At 61.4% G+C, this 26778-nt stretch carries 23 protein-coding genes and 1 pseudogene; 13 read left to right on the top strand and 11 right to left on the bottom strand.

Annotated elements, in window-relative coordinates:
- Nucleotides 1–78: 78 nt before the first annotated feature.
- The 5 genes and pseudogenes from LB545_RS09005 to LB545_RS08985 all read left to right on the top strand — a co-directional run bounded on the left by LB545_RS09005 (nt 79) and on the right by LB545_RS08985 (nt 6862).
- Nucleotides 79–1338 carry an exonuclease SbcCD subunit D gene (locus LB545_RS09005; RefSeq protein WP_140581664.1) on the top strand — a complete coding sequence of 420 codons (1260 nt, stop codon included), beginning with the start codon at nt 79–81 and terminating at the stop codon, nt 1336–1338.
- A complete protein-coding gene (locus LB545_RS09000; RefSeq protein ID WP_140581666.1) occupies nt 1335–4805 on the top strand; it encodes an AAA family ATPase in 3471 nt (1156 codons plus the stop codon). Before LB545_RS09005 ends, LB545_RS09000 begins: the two co-directional genes overlap by 4 nt.
- Nucleotides 4806–5005: 200 nt before the next feature.
- Nucleotides 5006–5143 (top strand): annotated as a pseudogene (locus LB545_RS08995) (integrase); the annotation flags it as partial.
- A gap of 112 nt (nt 5144–5255) precedes the next feature.
- Nucleotides 5256–6395 carry an XRE family transcriptional regulator gene (locus tag LB545_RS08990; RefSeq protein ID WP_140581669.1) on the top strand — a complete coding sequence of 380 codons (1140 nt, stop codon included), beginning with the start codon at nt 5256–5258 and terminating at the stop codon, nt 6393–6395.
- Nucleotides 6395–6862, top strand: a complete 468-nt coding sequence (locus tag LB545_RS08985; protein ID WP_140581672.1) for a PIN domain-containing protein — start codon at nt 6395–6397, stop codon at nt 6860–6862. The genes LB545_RS08990 and LB545_RS08985 overlap by 1 nt, the downstream gene beginning before the upstream one ends.
- A gap of 132 nt (nt 6863–6994) precedes the next feature.
- On the opposite strand, the gene LB545_RS08980 is transcribed toward LB545_RS08985, so the two are convergent.
- The 6 genes from LB545_RS08980 to LB545_RS08955 all read right to left on the bottom strand — a co-directional run bounded on the left by LB545_RS08980 (nt 6995) and on the right by LB545_RS08955 (nt 14478).
- Nucleotides 6995–7831: an HNH endonuclease gene (locus LB545_RS08980; RefSeq protein WP_140581674.1), complete on the bottom strand. Its 837-nt coding sequence runs from the start codon at nt 7829–7831 to the stop codon at nt 6995–6997.
- Nucleotides 7832–8336: 505 nt separating this feature from the next.
- On the bottom strand, nt 8337–9530 hold the full coding sequence (locus LB545_RS08975; RefSeq protein ID WP_140581677.1) for an IS91 family transposase: 1194 nt from the start codon (nt 9528–9530) through the stop codon (nt 8337–8339).
- Nucleotides 9531–9532: 2 nt separating this feature from the next.
- The gene (locus LB545_RS08970; RefSeq protein WP_140581679.1) at nt 9533–10441 is read right to left on the bottom strand and encodes a tyrosine-type recombinase/integrase; all 909 of its coding nucleotides are present in this window, start codon (nt 10439–10441) and stop codon (nt 9533–9535) included.
- Nucleotides 10442–10725: 284 nt separating this feature from the next.
- Complete coding sequence (locus tag LB545_RS08965) at nt 10726–12591, bottom strand: TRAP transporter large permease subunit (RefSeq protein WP_140581682.1); 1866 nt, start codon at nt 12589–12591, stop codon at nt 10726–10728.
- A 65-nt stretch (nt 12592–12656) separates the two neighbouring features.
- The gene (locus LB545_RS08960) at nt 12657–13640 is read right to left on the bottom strand and encodes a TRAP transporter substrate-binding protein (protein WP_140581684.1); all 984 of its coding nucleotides are present in this window, start codon (nt 13638–13640) and stop codon (nt 12657–12659) included.
- Nucleotides 13641–13719: 79 nt separating this feature from the next.
- Nucleotides 13720–14478, bottom strand: coding sequence for a GntR family transcriptional regulator (locus LB545_RS08955; RefSeq protein WP_140581901.1), 759 nt, complete (start codon nt 14476–14478; stop codon nt 13720–13722).
- A 167-nt stretch (nt 14479–14645) separates the two neighbouring features.
- Here LB545_RS08955 and LB545_RS08950 point away from each other — a divergent pair, with 167 nt between their 5' ends.
- The 4 genes from LB545_RS08950 (at nt 14646) to LB545_RS08935 (ending at nt 19166) form a co-directional block, all read left to right on the top strand.
- Complete coding sequence (locus LB545_RS08950; protein ID WP_140581687.1) at nt 14646–15845, top strand: mandelate racemase/muconate lactonizing enzyme family protein; 1200 nt, start codon at nt 14646–14648, stop codon at nt 15843–15845.
- Nucleotides 15846–15854: 9 nt separating this feature from the next.
- Nucleotides 15855–16616 (top strand): SDR family oxidoreductase, encoded by a 762-nt coding sequence (locus tag LB545_RS08945; RefSeq protein ID WP_140581690.1) that lies wholly within the window; start codon nt 15855–15857, stop codon nt 16614–16616.
- A gap of 764 nt (nt 16617–17380) precedes the next feature.
- Nucleotides 17381–17860, top strand: a complete 480-nt coding sequence (locus tag LB545_RS08940; protein WP_140581692.1) for a hypothetical protein — start codon at nt 17381–17383, stop codon at nt 17858–17860.
- Between the two features lie 151 nt (nt 17861–18011).
- On the top strand, nt 18012–19166 hold the full coding sequence (locus tag LB545_RS08935) for a hypothetical protein (RefSeq protein WP_140581695.1): 1155 nt from the start codon (nt 18012–18014) through the stop codon (nt 19164–19166).
- Here LB545_RS08935 and LB545_RS08930 read toward each other — a convergent pair.
- On the bottom strand, nt 19133–19372 hold the full coding sequence (locus tag LB545_RS08930) for a hypothetical protein (protein ID WP_140581697.1): 240 nt from the start codon (nt 19370–19372) through the stop codon (nt 19133–19135). The two genes, LB545_RS08935 and LB545_RS08930, sit on opposite strands and share 34 nt — an antisense overlap.
- A gap of 262 nt (nt 19373–19634) precedes the next feature.
- On the opposite strand from LB545_RS08930, the gene LB545_RS08925 reads away from it, so the two are divergent.
- On the top strand, nt 19635–19916 hold the full coding sequence (locus tag LB545_RS08925; protein ID WP_224704891.1) for a hypothetical protein: 282 nt from the start codon (nt 19635–19637) through the stop codon (nt 19914–19916).
- Between the two features lie 243 nt (nt 19917–20159).
- Nucleotides 20160–20450, top strand: a complete 291-nt coding sequence (locus tag LB545_RS31155) for a sigma factor (protein WP_411971074.1) — start codon at nt 20160–20162, stop codon at nt 20448–20450.
- Here LB545_RS31155 and LB545_RS08915 read toward each other — a convergent pair.
- Complete coding sequence (locus LB545_RS08915; protein ID WP_224704890.1) at nt 20438–21400, bottom strand: alpha/beta fold hydrolase; 963 nt, start codon at nt 21398–21400, stop codon at nt 20438–20440. The genes LB545_RS31155 and LB545_RS08915 overlap by 13 nt on opposite strands.
- Before the next feature lie 173 nt (nt 21401–21573).
- Between LB545_RS08915 and LB545_RS08910 the strand changes: the two genes are divergently transcribed.
- Nucleotides 21574–22632 carry a PdxA family protein gene (locus tag LB545_RS08910; protein WP_140581700.1) on the top strand — a complete coding sequence of 353 codons (1059 nt, stop codon included), beginning with the start codon at nt 21574–21576 and terminating at the stop codon, nt 22630–22632.
- 31 nt (nt 22633–22663) lie between these two features.
- On the top strand, nt 22664–23737 hold the full coding sequence (locus LB545_RS08905) for a tartrate dehydrogenase (RefSeq protein WP_140560091.1): 1074 nt from the start codon (nt 22664–22666) through the stop codon (nt 23735–23737).
- Between the two features lie 79 nt (nt 23738–23816).
- Here the strand turns inward: LB545_RS08905 and LB545_RS08900 are convergent, their stop codons facing one another.
- From LB545_RS08900 to LB545_RS08890, 3 genes are all read right to left on the bottom strand, one after another.
- Complete coding sequence (locus tag LB545_RS08900) at nt 23817–25160, bottom strand: MmgE/PrpD family protein (RefSeq protein WP_140581703.1); 1344 nt, start codon at nt 25158–25160, stop codon at nt 23817–23819.
- A gap of 66 nt (nt 25161–25226) precedes the next feature.
- Entirely contained in the window at nt 25227–25976 is a 750-nt protein-coding gene (fabG, locus tag LB545_RS08895) for a 3-oxoacyl-ACP reductase FabG (RefSeq protein ID WP_140581705.1), read from the bottom strand.
- The gene (locus LB545_RS08890) at nt 25973–26683 is read right to left on the bottom strand and encodes an FCD domain-containing protein (protein ID WP_140560088.1); all 711 of its coding nucleotides are present in this window, start codon (nt 26681–26683) and stop codon (nt 25973–25975) included. The genes fabG and LB545_RS08890 overlap by 4 nt, the downstream gene beginning before the upstream one ends.
- Nucleotides 26684–26778 lie beyond the last annotated feature (95 nt).

Here is a 26778-nt window from a genome sequence, read left to right as displayed (position 1 = left end):
GTCGACCGCCGGATTTTCTTGAGATTTTCCCTGTCGAGCCGCGGTCGAACACCGGTATGTTCAAACCGGAGATTTCCAATGCCATTTCGATTCGTCCACACCGCCGACATCCACCTCGACTCGCCGCTGCGTTCGCTGGCGATGCGAAACCCCGACCTTGCCGAACTCGTCGGAGACGCCAGCCGTCAGGCGTTTGTCTCGATCATTGACCTCTGCCTTGCGGAACGTGTCGATGCCCTGGTCATTGGCGGCGATCTCTATGATGGCGATCAGACTTCGATGAAAACGGCCCGCTTCCTGGCGTCACAGATGACACGGCTTCATCAGGCCGGCATCAGGGTTTTCAAGATCCGTGGCAATCATGACGCCCTGTCGCGGATATCGAAACAGCTGGTGTTCCCGGACACGGTCACGATGTTCGGCGGCCGTCCCCAGACCGTGCTGCAGACAGCCGGGGGGCTCGACGTTATGTTCCATGGCCTGAGCTTTGCCAGCCCCAAGGCGCCGCACAGTCTACTCCCGAAGTACTCAGCGCCGCGCGAGGGCGCGGTCAATGTCGGCATCATGCATACCAGCCTGGCCGGATCGCCGGGCCACGACGTCTATGCCCCCTGCAATGTCGCTGACCTGCACGGCCACGGTTTCGACTACTGGGCGCTTGGGCACATCCATGTCCGCCAAGTCCATCCCGGGGCAAGCACCGTGGTGATGCCAGGAATTCCACAGGGCAGGGACATCAACGAGGCCGGCGAGAAATCCGTCACCCTGGTGACGATACGAGACGACCGCACCATCGAGATCGAGGAAAGGCTTACCAGTATCGCCCAATTCGAGCGGGTGAGCGTCGACGTGACCGAAACGGTGGAATGGTCCGAGATCGTCGAGCGTGTCCGATCCGCGCTCGAACATGTACGCGCCTCCGTTAGATCCCGTCATGCTGTGGTTCGCCTCGGCCTGACCGGGGCGTCACCTCTATCGTGGGCACTGATCCGCGACCGGGATCTGCTGCTCGCAGAAGCCGAGCAGGTCGCGGAACAGGTAGGCGAAACCTGGGTGGAGAAGCTCGAGCTGAACGTCTCGCCACCCGCAGCCGAATCATCCGAGGGCGTCGCCGATCCGATTTTCGAGCTCGCAGAGTCCATGCGCGCCGATGCCGGCTCGGAAGCCTTCCGTGCCGAGGCGAGGGCTTTGGTCCAAAAGATGATCGCGGATCTTCCGCCTGAGGGGCGCGATTTCGCCGGCAAGGACGAGGCGGGGCTGGAAAAGTTCCTCGACAGGGTGCTTGCCAGCGGCGCCGACCTGGTCACCGCGCGCCTCAAGACCGGCGGGTCGCAATGAGGCTCCGGCGACTTGATCTCATCCGTTATGGCAAGTTCACCGACAGGACGATCGACTTCGGGCCGAGACCGGAAGCCGGTCCCGACCTGCATATCGTCTTCGGCCTCAACGAGGCCGGCAAGTCGACCGCGCTTTCCGGCTATCTCGATCTGCTGTTCGGCATCGAGGAACGCAGCCGCTACAATTTCGTGCACGAATACAGCGCCATGCGCATCGGCGGTGTGCTCGAGCTCGGCGGCGCGGAGCAGATTTTCACGCGCACCAAACAGCGCACCAACTCGTTGCTGAACGCGACTGGCCAACCAGTCAGCGAAATGGCGATATCATCCCATCTCGCCGGCCTGTCTCGCGACGCATACGAGACCATGTTCTCGCTGGACGACGAAACGCTGGAAGCCGGTGGAAAATCAATCCTGGAATCGCGCGGTGACCTCGGCAAGCTGCTGTTCACGGCCAGCGCCGGCCTCGGGCATGCAAGCGATACATTGAGCCTGCTCGAGGCCGAGGCGGACAGGCTCTATCGCAAGCAGGCACACGGAACCGAGCTTGCTCTGCTCAAGAAGCGGCTTGCGGAACTGAAGTCCAGGAGGGAGGCGATCGACACCTTGGCGTCGACCTTCGAAACCCTCCAGACAGAGCGCCTGGACGCGACAGAAAAATACGACCGCAGCATCGCTGAACGGTCGGTGCTGTCGGCCAGGCTCGATACGATCGCGAAGTATCTTCGCGCGATCCCGATCCTTGCCGATATCAGGCGCAAGCAAGCCCAGCTGGCCGAGCTGCCTGAGATCGCGTCACCGCCACGGAGCTGGACCGGCAGCGTCGCCGACATGATCGAGGCCGACGCCACTCTGAGAACGCGGCTAGCCGCGAGCGAAGACGAGCTCGAGCGGGTGACGACGAAAATCGCCTCGGTCCATGTCGACGAAGCGGTCCTTGCGATTTCCGAACGGGTTCGCGGCCTGGCCGACCGCAAGGTGCGTCACGTCTCGGCCGGGCTGGACCTGCCAAGTCGCAGGACCGAGCTACAAATCCTCGACAATGCCGTGGCGACCTGCCTTGCCGCTCTTGGAAGGCCCGCCGAGCCGGACCCTGCCAAGCTGCTCCTGCCTGCCGCAACCATTGGCGCTGTGCGCACCATGCTCGAGCAGCGATCGGGGATCGTTACCGGCGTGCGTGTTGCGCACGAGGAGGCCGCGGCAGCAGCCGATGCGCTCCAGGATGCGCGCGACCGGGTCGGCGAAGAACGGGCCGTGCCCGAGCCTGCCCGGGCAAGGCTGGTTTCGGCTTTGTCGACGGCAAGGGCCGGCGGATACCTGAGGGAGACCAAGGCGGCGCGTGAGGCCACGGATGCGGCAGCAATTCGATGGCAGGCCGCGATCGCGCGCTTGCATCCCTGGTCGGGAGATGCGCAAGGCTTGGCCAGGATCGCCGTTCCGAATGCTGGACAGCTTGGCGCCTGGAAGGCGCTGGCTGCGGAGTTGGGGAAGAGCAGGGGCGTCCTTGCCGAACGTCTTGCCGAGCACCAGGGCAATCACAATCTGTTTGCCGCGCGGCTCAATGCCCTTCGTGCCTCGGTCCATGTCAGCGACGATGATGCGGCCGGCGCCATACGGCGCGCCCGCGACGAGGCTTGGGCGCGGCATCGCGGTGACCTGACTGGCGAAACCGCGGATGATTTCGCGGCGGCACTGGCCCGAGACGACAGTGTCGGAGCAGGCCGTCTGGCCAACGCCCGGGAGCTCGTTGAGATTCGCAGCGCCAACCGCAACCTCGCTGAGACCGCGGCCAACATCGCGCATACGCGCGACCAACTTGCACGCATCGGCTCAGATCTGCAGGCAGTGCACTTGGAAATGCGCGCGGCCGCAAGAGACTTGCTCGGGCCGTGCCAGGAAGCTTCCCCCGAACAGCTGGTCGAGATGATAGAGGATCGCATTGCTGCTCGGAACGATGCGCTCGCGGGATGGGAGGAGATCGAGCTTTCCCGCAAGAAGTCCGAGCGCGCGGTTGATGAGGAAGGCCGAACACGCCTGGCGCTGAGCGGCGCCCTGGCGAGCGTCGGCGTCGGTTCGGATCCTGGTGACAGCCTGGAAACGGTCATGGCCGTGGCAGAGCTGTTTCTTGACAGGCAATTCAAGGTGGACGCCGAGCGCGCCGAGGCGCTCAAGACCGTTGCCGCAAGGCAAGAGGATCTGGCCGCCAGGCGCCGCGCCATTGAAGTCGCTGAGCGGCGTGAGGATGAATGGCAGGCCGGCATTGCCGAAGCGCTCAAGGGTACCTGGCTCGAGAGTGGCATCTCGGCGCCCGGCCTCGGCGGGGTGCTGGATCAATTGGCTGAGCTGTCCAGATGTCTTCAGGACCGGAACGCCATGCAACTGCGTATCGACAAGATGGAGGCCGACAGGGACAGTTTCCTGGTCGAGGTTGCCGCCGTTGCAGCCGAAGCGGGGGAGGCGGCCGATGACGACGGACCGGAACAGCTGGCGATTGGGCTTGCCGAGCGCCTGGAGCGCGCGGAGCGCACACGCGAGGCCAAGGCAAGCCTCGTCAATGACCTGCGGCGCCTGCACGATGCGCGTGAGATCCTCGATGGCGAGATTTCGGCACATGAGCGCCGCAAGAACGAGGTCCTGAGCGTCTTTGGCGTGGCCACGCTGGCGGAGGTCGTGCAACGCGACGAACTGCTGCGCGACAGGGATCGCCTGCGCACAACCGTGGCCGAGCTTGAGGAGCAGGTGTCATCCGAGCTCGCGACGGAAGGCTTCGAGCAGGCGCGTTCGATATTGGATGCTGTCGATCTCGACAGTCTCGCAATCGAGAAGGCTGAGGCCGAGCAACGGCTTCGCGCTTCCGACGAGGCAATACAGCACCAGCTCATTCGGCAGATGCGCGCGACCGACAAGCTGGACGCCATTGGCGGCGACAGCGCTGTTGCCCGCATAGATGCCGAACGGCGCACCGTCCTTCTGGAAATCGAGGAAAAGGCCGTCCGCTATATCGAGCTGAAATTGGGAATAATGGCGGCTGGAAATGCTCTGCGCGTCTACCGCGAGCGCCACCGCTCCGGGATGATGCAGCGCGCATCTAACGCATTCGTCCTCATGACGCGCGGCCAGTACTCTGGCCTCACAACGCAACCTGTTAAGGGTGGGGAAGTGCTCATCGCGTTGCAGCGCGATGGGCAATCCAAGGTCGCCGACGCGCTGTCAAAGGGCGCGCGTTTTCAGCTCTACCTGGCGCTCAGGCTTGCCGGGTATTACGAGTTCGCACAGTTTCGACCCTCAGTGCCATTCATCGCCGACGACATCATGGAGACCTTCGACCATGTCCGGTCCGAGGAGGTTTTCAGGTTGTTTGGGGAGATGGCAAGTGCAGGACAGGTAATCTACCTGACACATCACCAGCACCTGTGCGAGATCGCCAAGACAGTAGTGCCGGGCGTAGCGGTCCATGAGCTCGGATGAGATTGGACTTTATTTGATGCGCTGCGGTAACTACCGTGCTGTTCGATTTTCCCCTTAGGTAGTCTAATCGACATTTCCAAGCGCCGCCTTTGGCGTCAGCTTTGCGCCTCATTTCGGCCGTTCAGCTTTCCGATGCATAAACCCTGAAGCTGCCGTCCGTCAGCCCGCTACGGCTGGTGACGTGAAGGACCGACAGGTTATCGATGATCTACAATATCACCGGCGACCTTCGCGCGGTTCAAATCCTGCTGGGTCACACGAAGATCGAGAACACCGCTCGGTATCTCGGCCTCGAAATAGAGGACGCTCTGACCCTCGCAGCGCGAACCGAGGTCTGACGGTGGAGTGGCCTTAAGGAGGCGCTCTCCTATGCCGGCTGGCTAAATGTCGAGTTAGTGGCGCAATCTTTGGCATAGGAAGAACTGCTTACCCGTTATACCCTGGGGCGAAATGGCAGAGCAGATTCCCATCAACCCCGCCCTCTTGGTTTGGGCCCGCCAGCGAGCGGGCCTGAGCCGTGACGAGGTCGCACAGAAGTTCAAGCGGATCGCCGACTGGGAGGCAGGTGCATCCGCGCCGACCTACCCGCAGCTTGAGCAACTCTCCGACATGCTCAAGGTCCCGATCGCGGTGTTTTTCTTCCCCGACCCGCCGGATGTGCCGCCGATCAACGAGACGTTTCGCACGCTGCCTGAGGCCGAGTTGGATCGCCTGCCGAGCCGGGTTCGCATGTTGATGCGCAAGGCAAAGGCAATGCAGATCAATTTGGCGGAACTCACCCAAGGACGGAACCCGGCAGAGCGTCTTATCACGCGGGATCTACAGTTCGCTCCGAACGTAGATATAGCCCAGATGGCCGCCGCCGTGCGTCAGTACATTGGGGTGACCGTCCAGCAGCAGCAGACATGGCACGGTGATGATGCGGCTCTTAAGGAGTGGCGGACGGCTCTGCTGAACGTGGGCGTCTTCGTCTTCAAGGACGCGTTCCGAGCGGACGACTTCTCGGGGTTCTGCCTCTACGACGATGAGTTCCCAGTAATCTATGTGAACAACAGCTCGACCAGGACCCGGCAGATATTCACCTACTTCCACGAACTCGCGCACCTCATCTTCCATACCAGCGGAATCGATATGGTTCGCGACCGATACGTGGATCGGCTCGTTGGCGATGCCCGGCAGATTGAGGTTATCTGCAACAGCTTCGCTGCCCAGGTACTGCTGCCAGAAGACGCCTTCCAACGCGCGATGGTCGGAAGGCAAGCCACCGAAGTGACTGCAGAGACTCTCGCGGCCCAGTTCCACGTCAGCAGGGAGGTGATTTTTCGTCGCCTGTTGGACCAAGGCAGAGTGGCAGAGGACCGGTACGACCAAGCGGTCGAAAGGTGGAACGCGCAGCGCCAGATCGAGCGCGCACCGGGCGGAAATCCGTATTGGACCAAGCTCGCGTACCTGGGCCGTGAGTACGTGGCCCTGGCACTGTCGCAGTACCACCAGAACAGGATCGACGAGGGACAGCTGGCAGACTTCCTCGATACGAAGCCGCGTCACGTTGGGGCTCTGGAGGAGTATTTCAGCCGGGGGGCTTCTTAATGTACGTGTTCGACACCTCGCCCCTCTCAACCCTGTTCAAGAACTACTACCGACGCCGCTTCCCGACGCTTTGGGACCGCTTTGACGGGCTGGTAGCGGATGGCCAGATCATCTCAACCCGCGAGGTCCGCCGCGAGTGCGTGGACGGTCCTGTGGAGACCTTGAGGGACTGGGCTGGGACGCGGGAAGAATTCTTCCACATACCCGGCGCAGCTGAGGGCGCGTTCGTGGGCCAGATATACGGGGTCGTGCACTTCCAGCAAAACATCGAGCAGCGGAAGCTGCTCAGGGGCGGGCGCAACGCTGACCCGTTCGTGATTGCGAAGGCGGCGTCGGAGGGACGAGGCGTGGTCACCATGGAGGAGTTCAAGCCGAACGGCGCGAAAATCCCGAACATTTGCCGCCATTTCGAGGTGGAGTGCCTGTCGCTCGAAGAGTTCATGGAGCGCGAAGGCTGGGAGTTCTAGAGGCACTTGGGCTTAAACCTGCGACCCGCTTATTGAGAGTAGCTGCGGGCGCCGCGATGGCAGCTTTTTGCCAGTCACCGCCCGCCAATCGCCAGTCGGTCCCCATAGGCACTCGGGGGTCTCCGCCGCTATCTAATTCTCCGCCTCTGCCGCAGCGGCTGCCCGTTCATCGGGCGTCGGGAAGATAGTTAGAAGCTCCTCAGGAGGAATGTTTTTTGAACCTTTTTCAAGCAAGCCGCTGGAGGTAAGGCATATAAAGCCGATTCCGAATTGGCACGCGGAGATCATAAAGTCCTCCTTCTCCTTGTAGCCGTAGCGGTAGCCGAATCTGCGCCCGTACTCCTTGATGTTGCGTCGGGTCCCCTCCTCTGTCTCGGGCAGCATCCGATTCAGGTAGTCCGTCAGCATCGAAGCCCGCGGATGGCGGCCATGCACTATGCCCGCCCAGATGTAGTGCTTCCTCGTAAGGAACTTGCCGCCCGTCTCCCTGTAGTAGATCGCGCAAGCTAGCTTCCGACCGATGACCTTTGCGGCCTCGAAAAACTCCTCGGACGCTCCCGCAAGCGGCAAGTTGGTCAGGTCAGCATCCGGCGGCACCTGGATACCCATCTTAGTGAGCGCTTCCGCCTTGGCCTTATTGCTAAGCTTTGTGTTTAAGAGTGCCGATTTGTAGTTGTTCTTGATGCCGTCCCGTAGCTTCCACATCGACCACAGGTCTTTGGTGAACAGATCGGGGTTCCCCATCTGCATGTAGTAGCCGAATATCTGGTCTTCCTTCTTGCTCGACCGGTTGCAGGCTTCGCACGCCGGAAACTCAAAATCCTCGGGGAAGTAGCCTTTCGGAAAACACGCCTGAGGCGGGATGTGATCGATCGTGGACGACTTTGTCGCGCCGCCGCAGAGGCAGCACAGGGGATGATCCTCTAGCAGCTGTTGATAGCGGCTCTTCTTCTGCTTCGCTTGTCCCATCTAGCATCTCCCAGAGTGCTTGCCAGCTTGCAGCCTTTAGCCACGCAATGACGGTGTCTTACGCGCCTCCGATCAAGCCTAAAGTTGGGCGTGCCCGCAATGGCAGACTTCGGGAAGCAGTCAGTGGCTTCGGAACGACAGAGATGAGGTCGGCTGCGGAATGGCAGCTATAGAGATAAATACAGCCGAAAGCTGACGGACTGCTGTCGTGAAGAGTTTCGGGCGCCGGCAGGCGTACGAAAGTCCCCGAGGAAGGAACCCGCGGGCCACAGGCGATGGCTATGGGGATTTCGATTTTTGGCTGGTGTCGGGGATGGCGCGACCACCGCCGAGAAGCGGCGGGATTGATGCACACGGACCGCCTTGTCTTCCGGCCTTCGGCATGCTCGGCTCGGGGTGCGGTCGGACGCAGCCCTGTCGAGGCCGATGATCACCATGGACGCGCGTGGGTTCGTTGCCGGAGGCTGAGCGCCTGTGGCTGAAGGCTGGACTTCGCCATGCCGCGTCATGGGACGCTCTCCCGGTTCGTCGCCGATGCGTCCGGCGGCCCGCGCGGCTGCCTCCACCGTTCGAACACGTCGATGATGATCATCCGTCCGCCGCAGCACGGGCATGGCGGGCGGAAGTCAGTCGGTTCTTCCGGAGTGTCGTCTTCGGGCGGCGGCGCGACGCTCAACAGTTTGCGCGCGAGTGCGAGGCTGGCCTTGCGAGCAGAGCCGGCGAGCAGGCCGTAGTGCCGGATGCGGTGGAAGCCACGCGGCAGGATGTGGAGCAGGAATCGGCGGATGAACTCGTCGGTGGCGAGCGTCATGATCTGCTGCCGGTCTGTGCCGTCGCGACGATAGTCCTTGTAGCGGAACGTGACCTCGGCCTCATCGAATCGGATGAGGCGGCGGTTCGAGATCGCAACCCGGTGGGTGTAGCGGGACAGATAGGCAAGTACGGCTTGAGGCCCGGCGAAGGGCGCCTTGGCATAAACCACCCAGCGCTTCTTCCGGACCGGCGCCAGGTGCCGCAGGAATGCTTGCCGGTCGGTGAAGTGCGCCATCGATCCAAAGAAGGTGAGCCGGCCGGCATCGTGCAGCGCGACCAGCCGCGTGAGGAACAGGCGGCGGAACAGCTTGCCGAGCACGCGCACCGGCAGCAGGAAGGCCGGGCGCGACGATATCCACCGGCTTCCGTCTGGCGCGATGCCGCCGCCCGGCACGATCATGTGCACGTGCGGATGGTGCGTCATCGCCGAACCCCAGGTGTGGAGCACGGCAGTGATGCCGATGCGCGCGCCGAGATGCTTCCGATCTGCCGCGATGGTCAGCATCGTCTCCGACGCTGCCTTGAACAGCAGGTCGTAGACCGCCGCCTTGTTGTGGAAGGCGATGTCGGCGACCTCGGCGGGCAGCGTGAAGACAACGTGGAAGTAGCCGACCGGCAGCAGGTCGGCCTCGCGCTCGGCAAGCCATGTCCGCGCGGCCGCGCCCTGGCACTTCGGGCAGTGCCGGTTGCGACAGGAGTTGTAGGCGATGCGCCACTGGCCGCAGTTCTCGCAGGCTTCGACATGCCCGCCGAGGGCCACGGTGCGGCAGTGCTCGATCGCCGACATGACCTTGAGCTGCTGCAGGGTCAGATGTCCTGCATGGGCGGCCCGGTAGGCGGGCCCGGCAGTGCGGAAGATGTCGGCAACCTCGATCGAGGCGCGCACGCTCAGCCGTCGGGTGAGATCTCTTCCGGCTTGAAGAGGCCAAGCTTGTCGAGCGGGCTCGTGACCGTGCGCACCGTGCGGGTTGCAACCTTGGTGTAGAAGGCGGTGCTATTTAGCTTGGCGTGCCCGAGCAGGACCTGGATGATCCGGATGTCGGTGCCGTCCTCCAGCAGGTGGGTGGCGAAGCTGTGACGCAGCGTGTGCGGCCCGACCCGCTTGGCGATGTCGGCGGCCTGCGCTGCCTCGACGACCACGCGATAAAGCTGGCGGGTGCTGATCGGCTTCATCGCATGCTGCCCCGGAAACAGCCAGCCGTCGCGATGCATCACCCCCTGCTGGCGTCCGACCTGCCACCACTGGCGCAGCAACAAGAGCAGATCTTGCGACAGCATGGCGTTCCGGTATCGCCCGCCCTTGCCACGCTCGACACGTAGCAGCATCCGCTCGCTATCGATGTCAGCGACCTTCAGCGTCGAGACCTCCGCCACGCGCAGGCCCGCGCCATAAGCGACCGACAGCGCGGCCTGGTGCTTGAGGCAGGTGGTGGCGTTGAGCAGCCGGGCAACCTCGTCGCGGCTCAGGACCACGGGCAGCGTGCGCGGATGCGCCAGCCGAACGAGCTTGCGCGCCAGATCCGGACGATCGACCGTATGCGTGAAGAAGAAGCGCAGCGCCGACACGATGCTGTTCATCGTCGGCACGGGAACGCCGTCGTCCTGCTGCTCGATCTGGAAGCGGCGCAGGTCGTCGGTGGTCGCTGTGTCTGGTGAGCGCCCGAGGAACGTCGCCAGGCGTCCGATGTCGCGGAGATAGTTGCGCTGCGTCTCCCGTGAGAAACGCCGCATGTTCATGTCGTCGATCAGCCGCTGCCGCAGCGGACTGATAGGTGCATCAAGAATAGGATAGGGCATGGTCGGGCTCCTTGTTGAAGAAGCCCGTGATGCTCTGCCCCTGCCGAACCCCGCTCAACGCAGGCGCAACGTCCGGTTCTTGATCTCTACCTCAACCGCAGGCGCCCATCCCGCGCAGCGGGTTCGTTCATCGGCCCCATCGGTCGTCAAGCTGCGTTCGTAGACTTTCAAAAGCGGGAACTGCCTCTAATACATCCGAGTGCCAGCCGATTATGTCGGCACGCACTCGTCAATGCTTGTGGTACGTACGCCGTTACCTTCGATGCCGAATCCGTTTGGGGAAATCACTCCATCAGATTCCACAAGCCGAGCGTCAGAACCGGGAAAGCGCAGACGAGGGCTAGGACGATGACGCCGGCAAGGAAGAACGGCATGACCTCCCGGAAGACCTTGACCGGTGAGACCTTGGCGATCTGGGCCGAGATGAACACGAGAATCCCGACCGGCGGCGTCAGCCCGCCCATCTGCAGGTTGATGATCATGATCATCCCGAGCTGGACCGGGTCCATGCCGACCGATTTCATCAGCGGCAGGAACAAAGGCGCCAGGATCAGCATCGCCGGGGTCAGGTCGAGGAACATGCCGGCCACGAACAGGATTGCGTTCATCATCAAAAGGAGCAGCAGCTTGCTTTCGCCGCCGACGCCGATCCACTCGATCAATTGCTGGGGAATCTGCTCGGCGATCAAAACCCAGGCGAACGGGATCGATGCCGCGATCAGGAAGCCGATCAGGGCCGAATCCGTCGCGCATTCGACGAGCGAGCGATAGAAGGCCTTCCACGTGTATTCCCGGTAGGCGAACTTGCCAAGGATGAAGGTCCAGAACAGCGCGATCGCCCCCGCTTCCGTCGCCGTGGTGATGCCGAAGCGTATGCAGCCGATGATGATCGCGGCGATGAACAGGGCTGGCAATGCGCGCAGGAACGTCGTGCCGACCGTGCTCAACGGTGCCCTTGCCGACGCCGTTTCATAGCCGCGCTTTCGCGCGACCAAATAAGCCGTCGTCATCATGGCGATCGCGATGAGCACACCGGGCACGTAACCCGCAATGAAGAGCTTGGCGATCGAGACGTCGGCGACCGAGGCGTAGACCAGCATGGCGATGGCCGGCGGTACAACATTCGGAAGGATCGATCCTGCAGCGGTCACGGCACAGGAAAAGGCCGGTGAATAGCCGCGCTTGACCATCTGCGGAACGATGATCTTGGTAGTGCTGGCCGCATCCGCTCCGGACGAGCCGGAGATACCGCCGATCAGCAGGCTATTCAGGATATTGACGTGGGCCAGCCCGCCGCGGAGATGGCCGACAAGGGCTGCGGCCAGATCGATGAGCCTGGACGACAGGCCGCCGAGATCGAGCAGATAGCCCGTCGTCAGGAAGAAGGGGATGGCGAGCAGCAGGAAGTTCGTCGCGCCGCTCGCCATTGTCTGGACCACGGCCGGGCCGGGAATGATGTCGGCGCCCCAGGTCGTCAAGAATGCGCCGAAAAGCAGCGAAAACGCTACCGGAACGCCGAGAAACAGGCAGACGAAGAAGGTCACCGTCATCAGAAGGCTGGGCGAGATGTCGATGAATGGCAGGAAGGACGAATTGTCCATCACAAGATAGGCGATTGCCGCGGTGACGATGGCAGCCGCATTGCGCAAGAAGGTGCGGCCGTCTCCGTCCTGGAACAGCGCGAACAGGAGCCCGATAGCGGCGGTCGTGGGGATCACGCCGAAGCGGTAGGCGTTCGGCCATTGCAGGGTGATGCTGAGGCCGCCGACGAGGGTGGCGAGCCGGTAGCCCGCGAACGCCAGCATGATGAGGGTCAGCGCCACAATGACGTCCCGAAGGAATCGCGTGACGCGGTACCCCAGGACGAAATCGACCGCGACATGCCGTTTCTGCCGGATGCCCATCGCCGCGCCGATGAAGATCATCCAGGTGAAGGCCCAGACAGAGAACTCCTCCGTCCAGGAAAAGGAATCGTTGAAGACGTAGCGTGAGACCACGCCTGCCAGAACGGAAAGCGACATGAGAACGAGCACGACAAAATTGACGGCGCCCATGGCTTTCTCAATGAGAGAAATCACGGGCTCGAACCGCGCCTCAATAGAGGAGCCGCGGCCAAGCGCCGTGGCCTGCACGCTATCTGGAGCTTCCATGACCTTCCTCCCGGCAGTAACGGTAGAGAGCGTCGGCTCCGGTCATGGGGCCGACGCATGAGACGCTATTTGGTGTTCTGGATGATCTTGATGAGCGCGTCGGCGTCGGGGATCTTCGCGGCGAACTCTTTTTGCACAGGTTCCATCAGCGCAATCCAGGGCGCCTTGGCCTCGATCGTCTTGATCTTGGCGCCCTTGCTTTCGGTTTCGGCGAGCGCTGCGCTGTCCGCCTTTTCCTGTAGCGCCGGCAGTTCTTTCTGGGCCTTGACGGCCTCTTCGGTAACGATCGCCTTGTAGTCGTCGGGCAGCTTGTTCCACCAGTTGTCGGCCACCACCCAGGTGCCGAAGGCGTAGATGTAGTCGATCTTCGTGTAGTAGGGCGCGACTTCATAGAATTTGAACGTCAGGTAGTTTGAGGCCGTGTTGTCGAAATAGTCCGCCACGCCGGTCTGCAGCGCATTGTAGATTTCGGGAGCCGGGATCGGCACGGGATTGGCGCCGACCGCCTTCCAGGTCGCAACGAAGAGCGGGCTCTGGATGACGCGCATCTTCTTGCCCTTCACATCGTCCGGCTTATCGATCGGAAAGGTGCTCATCAGGTTGCGGGCGCCGTTGACGGAAAACCCGAGCAGATGGAACCCCTGCTCCTCGAATTTCGGAGCAAGCTGCTCCGTCAGCGGCCCGTTGATCGCAACGGCCTGGGCATCCGACGTCACCAGGAAGGGAAGATCGAGCACCTGGACCTGCGGCACCCAGGACGACAGGACTGAACTGGTGAGAACGCCCATCTGCACGGAACCCAGCCGGATTCCCTGCGCCGCGTCGGCTTCGCCGCCAAGCAGGCTGTTGGGATAGATCTTGATATCGACGTCGCCCTTGGTGCGCTGGCGCACCGCTTCAGCGAAATTCTCGGCAGCGACCTCCTTGGGATTGCCCTTCTGGACGTCGAGCGAAAGCTTGGCGGTGAACTTGGCAGCTAAAGCGTCTGTGGCAGACAGGGCGGTCGCTGCTATCGCGGCGGAAAAGATCAAGGCAAGGATAGATTTCACGTGGGTTCTCCTCTCTGAAGTTTGGAATGCAGAAAATTGGGCGTAGGGTTATTGGCCCATCGCCGGCGACGTTTACAGATCAGATCAGCGGCGCCAGGCTGGCATCGAGAAGCGAGGGATCCACCTCTCTCTCGATCGCTTCGAACATACTTTCTACGAAAGCGATGAGATCGTTCGTGGCCCTCACCGCCCGATCTTCATGGCGGTTTGCCACGGCATCGAGGATCGCCAGATGGCAATCGATGGCCGCGGCCAGGCCGTCCGTGGCCGACAATTGTGTGTGATGAATCCAGCCGATCCGCCGGAAGATCGTGTGGAGCGGACGTAACGTATGCTCGAGAAACGGCTCGGCGGCGGCGGAGAGAATAAGCTTGTCGATGCGGCGGTCCAGAACGTTGAAGGCATCGACCGTCAATGTATCTCGCCGCTCTCCCAGTAGACGGGACATATGCAGCAACTGGTTGCGGTGGGTCGACTGCGAGCGTTCGGTCGCAAGCTGGATAACGAACCGCTCCAGATCACCGCGAAGCCGGAGCAGCGTCCGGTCACGGGCAAGATCGATCGGCGCGATTTGGAGCCCGTGGCGCGGATGGACGACGATCAGGGTGTCGTCAGCGAGCCTGCCGACGGCCTGATGGACCGGCGTACGACTGAATCCCGAGAGGTTCTGAAGCTCCTGGATCGAAAGCCGGCTGCCCGGCCTGAGCTCACAGTTGATGATCAGCCCCTCGATCCTCTCGTAAGCGAGCTCGAAGAGATTTCTAGAATTTTGTCGCCGGGGCGCATCCTCCGCCACCAGCGAATCCGCCAGTTTCGGCACTGTTCGTTTGTTAGCCATGCCAATCCTCCCGAGACGGCGTTCCAACTCACCGTAAAAACTCTTATGACATATTGTGATATTTCACAACAGGGATTACGCTGCCGTACGTTACCGGGGAACATGGTCACTCATGACTTGACCGTGCGCCGTTCTCTGGAAGCAATATCTGGAGGAGGATTTCGACCATGAAAATCACTGCGCTTGAAACCCTGCGCACCGAGGAATTCTCCAACGTCCTGTGGGTGCGCGTGCACACCGACCAAGGCACGATCGGGTTGGGAGAAACCTTCTATGGCGCCGGCGCGGTGGAAGCTCAGATCCACGACACGCTGGCGGGCCGTCTTCTTGGACAGGACCCACTGCGCATCGAAGCACTCAATCGGATCATGACCGACCTGCCGATGGCGCAGGCATCGACGGGCGTCGAATATCGCGCCGCTTCTGCCATCGACATCGCGTTATGGGACCTGTTCGGCAAAGTCTGCCATCAACCGGTGCATCAGATGCTTGGCGGCCCCTGCACCGACAGACTGCGGGTGTATAACACCTGTGCGGGGTATGGTTACGTGCGCAACAAGAATATCCGCCCGGTCGACACCTGGAACCTCGGCAACAAGGAGGGTCCTTATGAAGATCTCGCAGCGTTCATGACCGATGCGGGAGCGCTGGCCGAGAACCTGCTCGAAAGTGGCATTACAGCCATGAAGATCTGGCCGTTCGACCCGGCCGCGCAGGAAAACCGCGGCATGTTCATCAACGCCGAGCAGATGAAAAAGGCGATCGAACCCTTCGAGAAAATACGCAAGCGGGTCGGCGACAAGATGGAGATCATGGTCGAGTTCCACTCCTTATGGAACCTGCCGACAGCAAAGACAATCGCTCGCGCGCTCGAGCCCTATCAGCCGACCTGGTATGAAGATCCCATCCGCATGAATTCTCCGCAGGCGTTGGCGGAATATGCGGCCTCAACCGATGTCTGGGTATGCGCCAGCGAAACGCTCGGCACGCGGTTCCCCTACAAGGACATGCTCGATCGCGACGCCACTCATGTCGTGATGGTCGACCTGTGCTGGACCGGCGGCCTGACGGAGGGGCGAAAGATCGCGTCCCTCGCCGACACCTATCACCGCCCCTTCGCCCCGCATGACTGCACCGGGCCGGTCGGCTTCGCGGCCGCCGTGCATGCGTCCTTCAGCCAGCCCAACACGCTGATCCAGGAATCGGTTCGGGCGTTCTACGACGGCTGGTACAAGGAACTGGTCACTGTGGTTCCAACCATCAAGGACGGCTATGTGCTGCCGATGGAAGGTCCTGGCCTCGGCGTCGACCTGCTTCCTGCGGTATACGAGCGCTCTGACCTCATCTGCCGCAAATCCGAACTGTGAGGCACTGATATGACTCTGTTCGATCTCTCCGGTTCCACCGCTCTCGTCACCGGTTCTTCCCGGGGCCTTGGCCGCGCGATTGCGGAGGGGCTGGGCGCCGCCGGTGCCCGGCTTGTCCTCAACGGCCGTGCCGGCGCCGGCCTCTCGAAGGCCGCGCACGAAATGCGCGCCGGCGGCAACGAGGTGCACGAAGCCGTTTTCGACGTGACCGACGAGGCAGCGGTCAAAAAGGCCTTCGACCGCTTCGACGCTGAGGGGCTCGCGGTCGATATCCTTGTCAACAATGCCGGCATCCAGCACCGGCAGCCGATGGTCGATCTGTCGCTTGCCGACTGGCAGCGCGTGATCGACACCAACCTGACCAGCGCCTTTCTCGTCGGGCGCGAAGCGGCACGCCGCATGATCCCGCGCGGGCACGGCAAGATCATCAACATTGGCTCACTCACCAGCGAACTCGCGCGCGCCACCGTCATCCCGTACACCGTTGCAAAGGGCGGTATAAAGATGCTCACGCGCGGCATGGCGGCCGAATGGGCGAAATCCGGCATCCAGGCCAATGCGATCGGCCCCGGCTACATGCTGACCGATATGAACGAGGCCCTCGTCAACGACGAGAAGTTCGACGCCTGGGTGAAGGCAAGGACCCCAGCCGGCCGCTGGGGCAAGCCGGAGGAGCTGATAGGCACCGCCGTCTTCCTTGCGTCGCGCGCCTCGGATTACGTCAACGGCCAGATCATCTACGTCGATGGCGGAATGATTTCCGTTTTGTGAGCAGTGCCTGCATGCTCCTTTGAGTAGGCTCTAAATCTTGTCGGACATCGATCAACTCGTTGTCGCGTGGCGCCAACTGGGTCGCTACGTATCCGGTACGCATGTCCGCCGTCATTGTTCAGGCGCCGAAAGCTGCCAGTCCGCTTTCGGCGCCCTTCCGGTCCCCTTCCGGTCATTCACGCGCCCGCCGATAGCCGAAGGAGCCAGTGCTGTTGACGTCAAAAACACAAAGGCCGCCACTACATGTTCGCCATTTGTGCTTCGAAAGTCGCATAAATGGCAGTGAGGAACGCAGCCGGCCCATGACCGCTGTGATGTCCGGAATTATTTGGCATTTCATGGGGTTTACCAGTCCGGAATTATGGGCCGCAGGCGTTCAGCCTATACGATTGAAAACAAGAGGATTTTCAGGTCGAGGATAGGGGTTTCCGATCCAAAGACCGGGTTTACCAATGGCCACAATCACAGCTAATTCTGGATTGGCGTTAAGTGGTTGAATCAGCGTGGAAGTTAAGCGCCTCTATTGGTCAACCTGCTTGCGGTCGGCAACGGATAGGTCAACCCCAAAAACCCAGGATTGGTAACCGAAGCAGCAGCCCTATCGACTAAGATTCAGCTCTACGCCTTCACTGTCCCCAGCAAGGGCTCTCGGTAGCGAATGGCGCCCTTGAGCGGGCGAGGGCGGCAAGGCGTGGGTGTCACGACACATATAACTCGAGCTGCTACTCGGTGGTTTCCGTTCTGCAGCTGGGGACTAGCGCACGATGTCGAGGAAAGAGTTCGTTCCACTCAACCTGCTCGCCAGCTTGGCGGGAATCTCTCGACAAGCGGTTTGGAAGGCCTGCCAGCGCGGCAACTGGCGGGGGCACGCCCTGGAGGTGCGCGTCGTTCAGGGCAAGGGTGGCAACGCGGGCAAGCAGTATCTCGTTAGTTTGGCTTCCCTCCCACCGGAGTTGCAACTCCGGTTAAAGCCCATTGAAACGCAGGCTCAAAACCGTCCGAAGCCGATTGCAAGCCGGGGGCGGCGCGGCAGAGCGGATCAAGGCAAGAAACGCGTCGTCATCAGTCGGCAATGGGATGCTTTGGTACCGTTCGACGCTGTCACCAAGGCCCAGATTGCAGAGGATCTAAAACAGGAAACTCGAGGCCTTTTGGCGGCCGGCGCAGCCTGGGGACATGTCAAAATCTTGGCTCGCAACCTTCTGGCAGAGACCACTAGGTCATGGGGATTCCGCCCCCAATGATCCAGCCAGTTTTGAGCAAGCTTGTTCGATCCCGTGGACGCTCGTTTCGGAAGAGATGCATTATCGGAAGGTCCATCAGTTTCGCACGAACCGCAAAGGTTACGAGGACAGCCGACCGCGCGGGCGGCGCTCCATAGAAGGCATGCGCCCGATGGAATTGGTCGTCGGAGATGTGCATCCGATCGACATCCACCTGACGCGGGCGGACGGCTCGATTTGTACTGCAAAGCTGATCGGGTTCCTCGACTGGGCGACTGGCCGCGTTTGGTGTGATTTGATCGCATTCGACACGCGCGGCAGCGTCAACAACCGTGATGTGATCGAAGTATTTGCGGCCATGGTGGATCATCCAGCCTTCGGCCTGCCTGAAGCTCTCTATATCGACAACGGCAAGGAATACGGGTTCGCGACGTACCTCGACGACGCCATGACACTGATGGTGCCCGGGTTCCATGGGCCGGGTCGCTCGATGCGAGTTGTCAATGCCTTGCCCTACAACGCCTCGGCAAAGCCCATCGAACGCTGGTTCGGCGACTTCGAGTCACGCTATCTGAGCACGCTACCGGGCTGGATTTCCGGCAACCGTATGAACAAGCGCCAGGAAGCGATCGGCCGGACGGTTGCGCCCTATGGCACCTTCGAAGATTTCATTCCCGCGTTCTTCGGTCTCCTGAAGGCCTATCACAGCATGCCTACGGGAAAGCAGAGTGGCCTCAAGGGGCATTCGCCCAACACCACTTTTCAACAGCACGTGGTTGCGGGCTGGTCAGCAATCACCATGAGCCGGGACGAGGTCCGTGCTGCAGTCGCGCGCCGGGTCGAGCGCACCGTCATTCAAGGCGCGATCCAACTCCGTGGGCGTCGGTGGTCCTGCGAAGAGTTGTGGCAGTACACGCACGACAAGGTGCTGGTCTGCGACCCGGTCTATCATGCGCCGGCAGAGCTGCTTGTGCTGGACATGAAGGGTAAAAGGCTCGGGATCGCAACCCCCGATGTCCCACTTCATCCACTTGATCATCGTGGCGCCCAAAGCACGGCAGCACGAGCAAAGGCGCACCGCGATGCGATAGTGCAGATGGGCCGCTCGGTCCCGAAAATCGATGTTGCAGCTCGGCTGATGGCGCTTGGTCAGGATCAACCTGAAGTCATCCCCAACGAGCCGGCGGGCAAAGTATCATTCGACCCGTCTCAGCGGCCGGCGCGGATTCTGATGCCGAAGAAGCCGTTGATTCCTGAAGAGCGCCGGCGCGAACAGGACGAGCGCATGGCCGCTCAGATGGACTTGGTGAAGAGGATCGTCGGATGACGATATTCGTTGAAACCCGGGCTGCGCTCACCGTGCGGGCTGCGTTCGATACGGCGGTCAAGATCCGATATCCGGTGCTTGCGGTCGGCAAAGCCGGACTCGGAAAGACTGTAGCGCTCAACTGGATAGCCGGCCAAAGCGGAGCTGCCTATTGTGAAGTTGCGCAGCATACCAAGGCTATCAGGCCGATGTTCCTGATGCTGCATGACGCGTACGGCGTCCAAAGGGGCAGCAAGCACACATATGACCTTGCCAAGGATTGCATGAAATTTTTTGGGCGCCCGATGCGGCCCGACGCGTCCGTTGCTCGTGGACGAATATCAGAACTTCACACCCACTGTTTTGCGGGAGCTGCTGCATCTTCAGGAGCGATGCGGCTTCGCTTTACTGCTCGCCGGCAACACTCATCGGTTAGCGGGCACGAGGCGTGATACCCATGCTATGGATTAGATCGAAAGCCGTATCGGCATGCGTTTCGAGATCGGGCAGCCGACGCGGGAGGACTGCATAAGGATCGGCGCCGAAAACAACGTTGAGGGAGCCGACGCCTACGAAGCGATTGTTATCTACGGTGAGAACACCTCGCTTCGCGCGCTTTGCCACCTCCTCCAGAATTGCGCTGCCGTTACCAATGGCGTTGGCAGCATTCGTCTTTCTCGGATCGAGACCACGCTTCGTGTCGTGTCGTGCGGCAGCGATGCGCTCAAGCTTTTGCACGAGCGCGGCGACGACCTCCGAAGATCGGCTTAATTCCGGACAGCGACAGATAATTCCGGACTGCACACCAGCACAGCAGTGAAGGGCCTCGAAATCACGGTTGGGCGCTGGGTTACGGGCCCGTCACATCGACATATGACGAGATCAGAGTTTTGCCTGCAAGAGCCCTTATACCTTCTACCTTCCGGGTATTAGCCCCATTCAAACGCAGAAAGACGACCTTAGCACGGGTTCTGGTGAACGAGACGATGATTCCATTGTGCAACTCATCCCCGCATTGCGGGCTTTGCGCACACATTCTACCGAGCCCCGAACGATGCCGACGACCTCGTTCAGGAAACCTTAGTCAAGGCACTTAACGCCTTTGACAGCTGCGAGCAGGGCACCCGATTGAAGTCGTGGATGTTCACGATTACGCGAAATACGTTTTACACGAAAGTGAGAGTTTACGCACCAGAAGCCCCTGGGGCTACGGACTGGATCGCCGACTTGTCAGACTATCGGGAGAAGGGCGTCAGAGCACAAACCCTGACGCAAGAAGTCAGGAGGCCGTATCAGGAACGATAGGGGATCGGTTCACCGCCGTTGAAGAAGGTCCAGAAGCTTTCATAGACCAGGTCTGGGCGGTGCTCGGCCGGATAGTGACCGGTCGGGATAGCCCAGCCCCTCAAGTCAGGTGCCCAGGGTTCCCAGGCTTCAATCGGCGTCAGATGACGGCCGACATGGCTGTTGCTACCCCAGATCACCATCGCCGGGCACTTGATCTTCTTCTTGCCGAAATCGGCCGTGTCCATGGCGAGGTCGAGCGTCACCGTCGCGCGATAGTCCTCGCACACCGCGTGGATCTGTTCGGGCGTCGTGCAGCGGGCATATTCCTTGAACGCTTCGGGCGAGAATATCTCCAGGCCCACGCCTTTCTTGTTGAGCTTGTAGTTGATGTAATAGTCGAGATCGGCACAGATCAGCTTCTCGGGGAAGGGCGCCTTTTGCGCCATGAAGAACCAATGGTAGCTCTCCAGCCCCCAGCCGAGGGTGACGTTGGTGAGAAGATGGTAGGTGGGGATGATGTCGAGCGCGCAGAAGCGCGTGATCCTGTTGGGCTGGTCGAGCACCATGCGAAAGCCGACACGTGCGCCGCGGTCGTGGCCGGCAAGCGCGAACTTCTCAAATCCGAGTTCGCTCATCACATCGAAGGCGTCTTCGCCCATGGCGCGGAAACTGTAGGCGGCATGGTCCTCGCCGCCATCGGGTTTCGAACTGTCGCCATAGCCGCGCAGGTCGATGGCCACCACCGTGAAGGATTTTGCCAGGGAAGGCGCGATCCGATGCCAACTGACATGCGTCAACGGGTTGCCGTGCACCAGCAGCAAAGGCGGGCCTGATCCCGCAACGGCGACATTGATCTCCGCCCCCCTGGTCTTCACCGTCCTGTAGGAGAACCCCTCCATCAAGCTGCCATGCTTCTCTTCCAGTGGCGGCATAGAGGATGCAGTGTCCGAGGTGTGCTGGGTGTCCATGGTGCTTCTCCAAAAAGGTCGTCCTAAGTCTTCCTCTCAAATTGAAGATTGTCAACAATTTTCAGTTGACTTTTTTTGGATGCGGCGCAACATCACCTCATAAGGGTCACGAAGCCAAGCTTGCGCGGCCGATATTGGGTGGCCTCACCACCGTCGAGCCGAAGGGCATATCCATGGCAAATCAAGATAGATCCGCGCGCAAGAGTGCCTCATCCCTGCCTCGTCTCGCCTTGCTGCCCGGTGACATGACAGGCATCGGCCCCGAACTCGTCGCCCGCGTGCTGTCGGATGGCAGGCTCTCCGATGTGGCGCGCCTTGTCGTTCTGGGGGACCGGCGAGTCCTGGAGATGGGGGCTCGCGACGCCGGCGTATCCCTTGCCATCAAGACCGTGCCGGATGTCGCATCCGTCGACTGGGATGCAGCCGGAACGCCTCTCATCGATCTCGGCAACATCGATCCCGAGGCCTTGCCGCGCGGCATTGTTTCACCGGAGTCCGGCAAGCTGACTGGCGACACCTTGGCCGAGGCGGTGCGGCTGGCGATGAAAGGTGACGTCGATGGCATCACCTTTGCGCCGCTGAACAAGGCAGCGCTTCATGCCGGCGGCTGGAAGTTTCCCGACGAGCACAAGATGTTTGCCGATCTATTGGGCCACAAAGGCTATTTCTCCGAGATGAACGTGCTCGACGGCCAATGGATGTCGCGCGTCACCTCGCACGTGTCGCTGCGCACGGCGCTCGATCAGATCACGCATGACAGCATCATCGAGGCGATCGAACTGGTCAATCGCACCATGCAGCGCGCTGGTGTGGAGAAGCCGCGCATCGCCGTTGCGGCGCTCAATCCTCATGCCGGTGAGAACGGGCTGTTCGGCCGTGAGGAGATCGACCTGATCGGACCGGCGGTCAACGCCGCCGCGGCCTCAGGCATCGATTGCAAGGGGCCTTTCCCCGCCGACACCATCTACATCAAGGCCTTCGCTGGCGAATATGACAGCGTGGTCGCCATGTACCACGACCAGGGGCAGATCGCGACCAAGCTGCGCGGCTTCAACCGTGGTGTGACCGTCACGGCGGGTCTGGAGACCGTATTCACCACGCCGGCGCACGGCACCGCCTTCGACATCGTTGGCAAAGGTACCGCGTCGACAGGCGCGCTGGAGAGCGCCATTCAACTCGCGGCCCAGCTTGCGCGCCGAAAGGGCATGCAGCACGTAGAGGCCGCAGCCTGAGCAGTTTTCGCCGATCATCCTGGAAAGCAAAATGACACAATCCAACAGTTTCCGCATCGCGGTCATCCCTGGCGACGGGATCGGCAAGGAAGTCGTACCCGAGGGCGTGCGCGCTTTGGAAAAGGTCGCGTCGCGGTTCGGCATCGGGCTGTCGTTCGACTGGTTCGATTTCGCTTCTTACGATTATTATGCCCGCCACGGCCGCATGCTGCCGGAAGACTGGAAGGACAAGATCGGATCGCACGACGCGATCTTCTTCGGCGCCGTCGGCTGGCCAGCCGGCGTGCCTGATCATGTGTCGCTGTGGGGGTCGCTTCTCCAGTTCAGGCGCGAATTCGATCAATATGTCAATCTTCGGCCTGTGCGCCTGATGCCCGGCGTGCGGAGCCCGCTCGTCGGTCGCGGCCCTGGCGATATCGATTTCTGGGTCGTGCGCGAAAACACCGAAGGTGAGTATTCATCGATCGGCGGCCGTATCTTCCCGGGTACCGAGCGCGAAGTGGTGGTGCAGGAAACGGTGATGACGCGTATCGGCGTCGATCGCGTGCTGAAGTTCGCATTCGAGCTTGCCGCCAAGGGCAAGCGCAAACACCTGACCTCGGCGACCAAGTCTAACGGCATCTCGATCAGCATGCCCTATTGGGACGAACGCGTGGAGGAGATGGCCAAGGCTTTCCCCGACGTGCGCTGGGACAAATATCACATCGATATCCTGACGGCTCAATTCGTCCTTCACCCCGACTGGTTCGACGTGGTCGTCGCATCGAACCTCTTTGGCGACATCCTTTCCGATCTCGGCCCCGCCTGCACGGGAACGATCGGCATCGCGCCGAGCGCCAACATAAATCCGGACCGCAATTTTCCGTCTCTGTTCGAGCCGGTTCATGGCTCGGCACCGGACATTGCCGGGCAGGGGATCGCAAATCCGGTTGGACAGATCTGGTCGGCTGCGATGATGCTTGATCACCTCGGACAGCCTGAGGCGGCTGCCGGAATTGTTTCGGCCATCGAGACCGTTCTGGCCGAGCCATCGCTGCGCACACGGGACCTCGGCGGCACAGCGAACACTGTCGAGTGCGGCAAGGCAATCGTCGCCGCGCTCTGATTTTTAGATCAATCACGCTGGCTTAGAGCCAGGACGGCAGGCTGCCTCGTCGGCAACCTGCCCGTGCCGTCGCTTGCGCCTAGGCTGCCGGCGTCGCGGCCTTGGCGATGACGGCGGTATCGTCGAGGCTCTCGATATCCCAGCACAGATCGCGCAAGCGCGCCGCCGCCCTTGCGCCCAGAACCGGTTCGGCAAGCCCACCGAACTTTGCGTTCAGGTCATCGTCGGTCATCGGCCGCGCCAGGCTGCCGATCGCATGCTCGACATGTCGCTTGAGAACACGGCCATCCCTGAGCTTGATCGTGACGTGACATTCGTCTTCGGCAACGCCTTGTGATGCCACCGCGCTGACGCGATCACGCAGCGCGATGACCTGGGGATCGCACACGCTCGCATCGCTGTACTCTGCCTCGCCGGCGCGGCCTTCGATGATGGCGACCGCCGCCGAGTGGTAGACACTGAATTTGCCTTCAAGGCCGACCTGCGGGGTTTTCTTGCCGGTCAATTCAAGCACCAGCGGATCGACTTCCAACTCAATGCTTTCGATCTCGCCGGCCTTCAGCCCGTATTCGTTGCGCAACTGCACGCAGCCGTCGATGATCGGATGGATGACGATGCCGCAAGCGAACGGCTTGTAGGTGTTCAGCCCGATCTCGAAACCGTCGCCCAGACCTTTGGTGATCTCATCGAAATTCCGCTCTGTGGACATGACATGGGCGAAACCGCGCGGCGCCTCGAGCACGCGGTTTGACGAGGTGAAGTCGCGTTGCGCCAGTAGAGCGGAGAACAGGCCATTTTGCGCCGCCCGGCCGGGGTGGAAGCTCTTGCACATGGTCCCGAACATCTCGCGAAAACCGGAAGACTGCGTGCCGGCGATGCCGAGCGCCCAGATCATCTGCTGCTCATTGAGGCCAAGCAGGCGCCCGGCGGCGGCCGCCGCGCCAAAAACGCCGGCCGTTCCCGTGATATGCCAGCCGATGTCATAGTGCGCCGGATAGACGGCATTGCCGATGCGGCATTCGACCTCGACGCCAAGGATGAAGGCATGCAGGAGATCACGGCCGCTCGTCGGCTGCAGTTGCGCGAGGCTGAGAATCGCCGAAGCGACCGGCCCTGCCGGGTGGATGATGGTCCTCAGATGGGTATCGTCGAAATCGAAAACGTGGCTGGCGATGCCGTTGATGAGAGCGGCATTCAAGGCGTCCAGCCGTTCGCGGCGGCCGAGGATCGCTGCTTGATCCTTGCCGGCGAAAGGCGACACTGCGCCTAGGGCAATGTCGACGCTTGGGTGCTGCGAGCCGCCAACCGCGCAGCCGGTCCAGTTGAGGAACGAGCGCACTGCCTCGCGCCTGACGTTCGTGGGTACGCTGTCCGCGGATGCCGACACGACATAGCGCGCCAGTATGGCTGTAACGTCCATCATTTGATCTCCCTGGATCGTTGCTGAGCATCGCGCGGCGCACCGGCATGCTTAGCGGTCTGGCGTGGATTACGCCATGAAGGCACCGCCATTGACGTGGACGGTCTGGCCGGTGATGTAACGAGCCGCCGGTCCGCAGAGATAGCGCACGAGCGATGCAACTTCCTCCGGCGTTCCGCGCCGCCTGGCAGGCGGCAGTTTCCCGGCATGATGAGAGGGTTCCTCGCCGGCACGCTGGGTGTCGATCATGCCTGGCGAAACGCAGTTCACGGTGATGCTTTCACCGGCAAGGTCATGGGCGAGCGCCCGCGTTAACCCGGCCAGACCCGCCTTCGCCGCAATGACATGCGCGCGGCCGCTCGCGCCGGTATGAGCCGACAGGCCGCCGATGTTGATCACCACGCCTTGTCCCGATTTCTTAAGGTACGGGAGCGCCGCATGGGCGGTCAGGAACGCGCCATCGAGAATGATCGAAAGCACCTCGCGCCACTCGACAAAACTCAGATCTGCAAAGGCCGTCTCGCGTCGCACGGCAGCACTGTTGACGAGAATGTCTATGCCGCCGAACTGCCGGACCGTCGCGCCGATCAGCGCGTCAACGGCATTCGGGTCGACGACGTCGGCGAGGACGGCCGCGGCCCTGCCTCCGGCAGCGATGATCTCATTGACGACGGATTCGGCTTCAGCGTGCGACGTACGTGCGTTGACGACCACCGCAGCTCCGGCACGAGCCAGTTCCAGCGCCATCACGCGGCCGATATTGCGTCCCGCTCCGGTCACGATGGCGACGCGGCCCTCAAGTTCCCGAGCGTCGTTCATGCGATATCCCTGGTTTTGCCAGCTTTGCCGATCGCATGCGTCGGATCGGCCGACGCGGGCAAGGTCATGCGGCCCTTGCCGCTGAGCACATGAAGGAAGGCTGTTTCCACGGCTGCGGCGGCGTCGCCTTCACGCAATGCTGCAACGATGCGGCGATGCTCGACATTGGATACGATCAGGCCGCCACCCTGCAGCAAGGCGCGCTCCCGAAACAGGTGCAGTTCCTTGACGAGTTCGGAATAGGCTTTGTGCAACCGGCTGTTTCCTGCAAAGCGCAGGATGGAATCGTGGAACGCCAGATTGATCGGGTAATAATCATCGAGCGAATGGGCGATGGCCGCCTCTTCCATGCGATCCAGCAAGCTCTCGAGTTCCGAAATCTGCTCCGCCGTGACTTTCGTGGCCAGAAGTCGCGCCGCTGATGCAAACAGACCGGCGCGCACATCGTAGAGTTCCGCGGCCTGTTCCTCGCCAATCCTGCGCATGAACACGCCTCGATTGGGCACGAGTTCGAGCAAGCCTTTTTCGGCAAGTGCGCGGCAAACTTCACGGATCGGGCCGCGGCTTACCGAGAAACGGATCGCCAGCGAGTTCTCGTTCAATCGCTCGCCCGGGGCGAATTCCCCCGACAGGATGAGGGTCTCTAACTCGCGCCGCAGGACGCTCGTCAGGGAATGGTTCTGAAGAAATTCAAGCTCGGCCCTCATGACATCATGATCTACTATTTACTGCAAACTGTCAACAGAATACAGTGCGTCGCTGATCGCGATCACGGGCGTTCTCGGGTGAAAGCACGACAATC

Origin of the sequence: Mesorhizobium sp. BR1-1-6 (assembly GCF_020165355.1) — a bacterium.
Lineage (GTDB): Bacteria > Pseudomonadota > Alphaproteobacteria > Rhizobiales > Rhizobiaceae > Mesorhizobium.
This window is presented reverse-complemented; position numbering and strand designations above follow the sequence as displayed.

Bases quoted from the DNA above. Each gene is read 5' to 3' on its own strand.
- LB545_RS09005 (WP_140581664.1), top strand. From the start codon at position 79: ATGCCATTTCGATTCGTCCACACCGCCGACATCCACCTCGACTCGCCG.
- LB545_RS09000 (WP_140581666.1), top strand. From the start codon at position 1,335: ATGAGGCTCCGGCGACTTGATCTCATCCGTTATGGCAAGTTCACCGAC.
- LB545_RS08990 (WP_140581669.1), top strand. From the start codon at position 5,256: ATGGCAGAGCAGATTCCCATCAACCCCGCCCTCTTGGTTTGGGCCCGC.
- LB545_RS08985 (WP_140581672.1), top strand. From the start codon at position 6,395: ATGTACGTGTTCGACACCTCGCCCCTCTCAACCCTGTTCAAGAACTAC.
- LB545_RS08980 (WP_140581674.1), bottom strand. From the start codon at position 7,831: ATGGGACAAGCGAAGCAGAAGAAGAGCCGCTATCAACAGCTGCTAGAG.
- LB545_RS08970 (WP_140581679.1), bottom strand. From the start codon at position 10,441: ATGCCCTATCCTATTCTTGATGCACCTATCAGTCCGCTGCGGCAGCGG.
- LB545_RS08965 (WP_140581682.1), bottom strand. From the start codon at position 12,591: ATGGAAGCTCCAGATAGCGTGCAGGCCACGGCGCTTGGCCGCGGCTCC.
- LB545_RS08955 (WP_140581901.1), bottom strand. From the start codon at position 14,478: ATGGCTAACAAACGAACAGTGCCGAAACTGGCGGATTCGCTGGTGGCG.
- LB545_RS08950 (WP_140581687.1), top strand. From the start codon at position 14,646: ATGAAAATCACTGCGCTTGAAACCCTGCGCACCGAGGAATTCTCCAAC.
- LB545_RS08945 (WP_140581690.1), top strand. From the start codon at position 15,855: ATGACTCTGTTCGATCTCTCCGGTTCCACCGCTCTCGTCACCGGTTCT.
- LB545_RS08940 (WP_140581692.1), top strand. From the start codon at position 17,381: ATGTCGAGGAAAGAGTTCGTTCCACTCAACCTGCTCGCCAGCTTGGCG.
- LB545_RS08935 (WP_140581695.1), top strand. From the start codon at position 18,012: ATGGAATTGGTCGTCGGAGATGTGCATCCGATCGACATCCACCTGACG.
- LB545_RS08930 (WP_140581697.1), bottom strand. From the start codon at position 19,372: ATGCAGCATCAGGAACATCGGCCTGATAGCCTTGGTATGCTGCGCAAC.
- LB545_RS08925 (WP_224704891.1), top strand. From the start codon at position 19,635: ATGCGTTTCGAGATCGGGCAGCCGACGCGGGAGGACTGCATAAGGATC.
- LB545_RS08915 (WP_224704890.1), bottom strand. From the start codon at position 21,400: ATGGACACCCAGCACACCTCGGACACTGCATCCTCTATGCCGCCACTG.
- LB545_RS08910 (WP_140581700.1), top strand. From the start codon at position 21,574: ATGGCAAATCAAGATAGATCCGCGCGCAAGAGTGCCTCATCCCTGCCT.
- LB545_RS08905 (WP_140560091.1), top strand. From the start codon at position 22,664: ATGACACAATCCAACAGTTTCCGCATCGCGGTCATCCCTGGCGACGGG.
- LB545_RS08900 (WP_140581703.1), bottom strand. From the start codon at position 25,160: ATGATGGACGTTACAGCCATACTGGCGCGCTATGTCGTGTCGGCATCC.
- fabG (WP_140581705.1), bottom strand. From the start codon at position 25,976: ATGAACGACGCTCGGGAACTTGAGGGCCGCGTCGCCATCGTGACCGGA.
- LB545_RS08890 (WP_140560088.1), bottom strand. From the start codon at position 26,683: ATGAGGGCCGAGCTTGAATTTCTTCAGAACCATTCCCTGACGAGCGTC.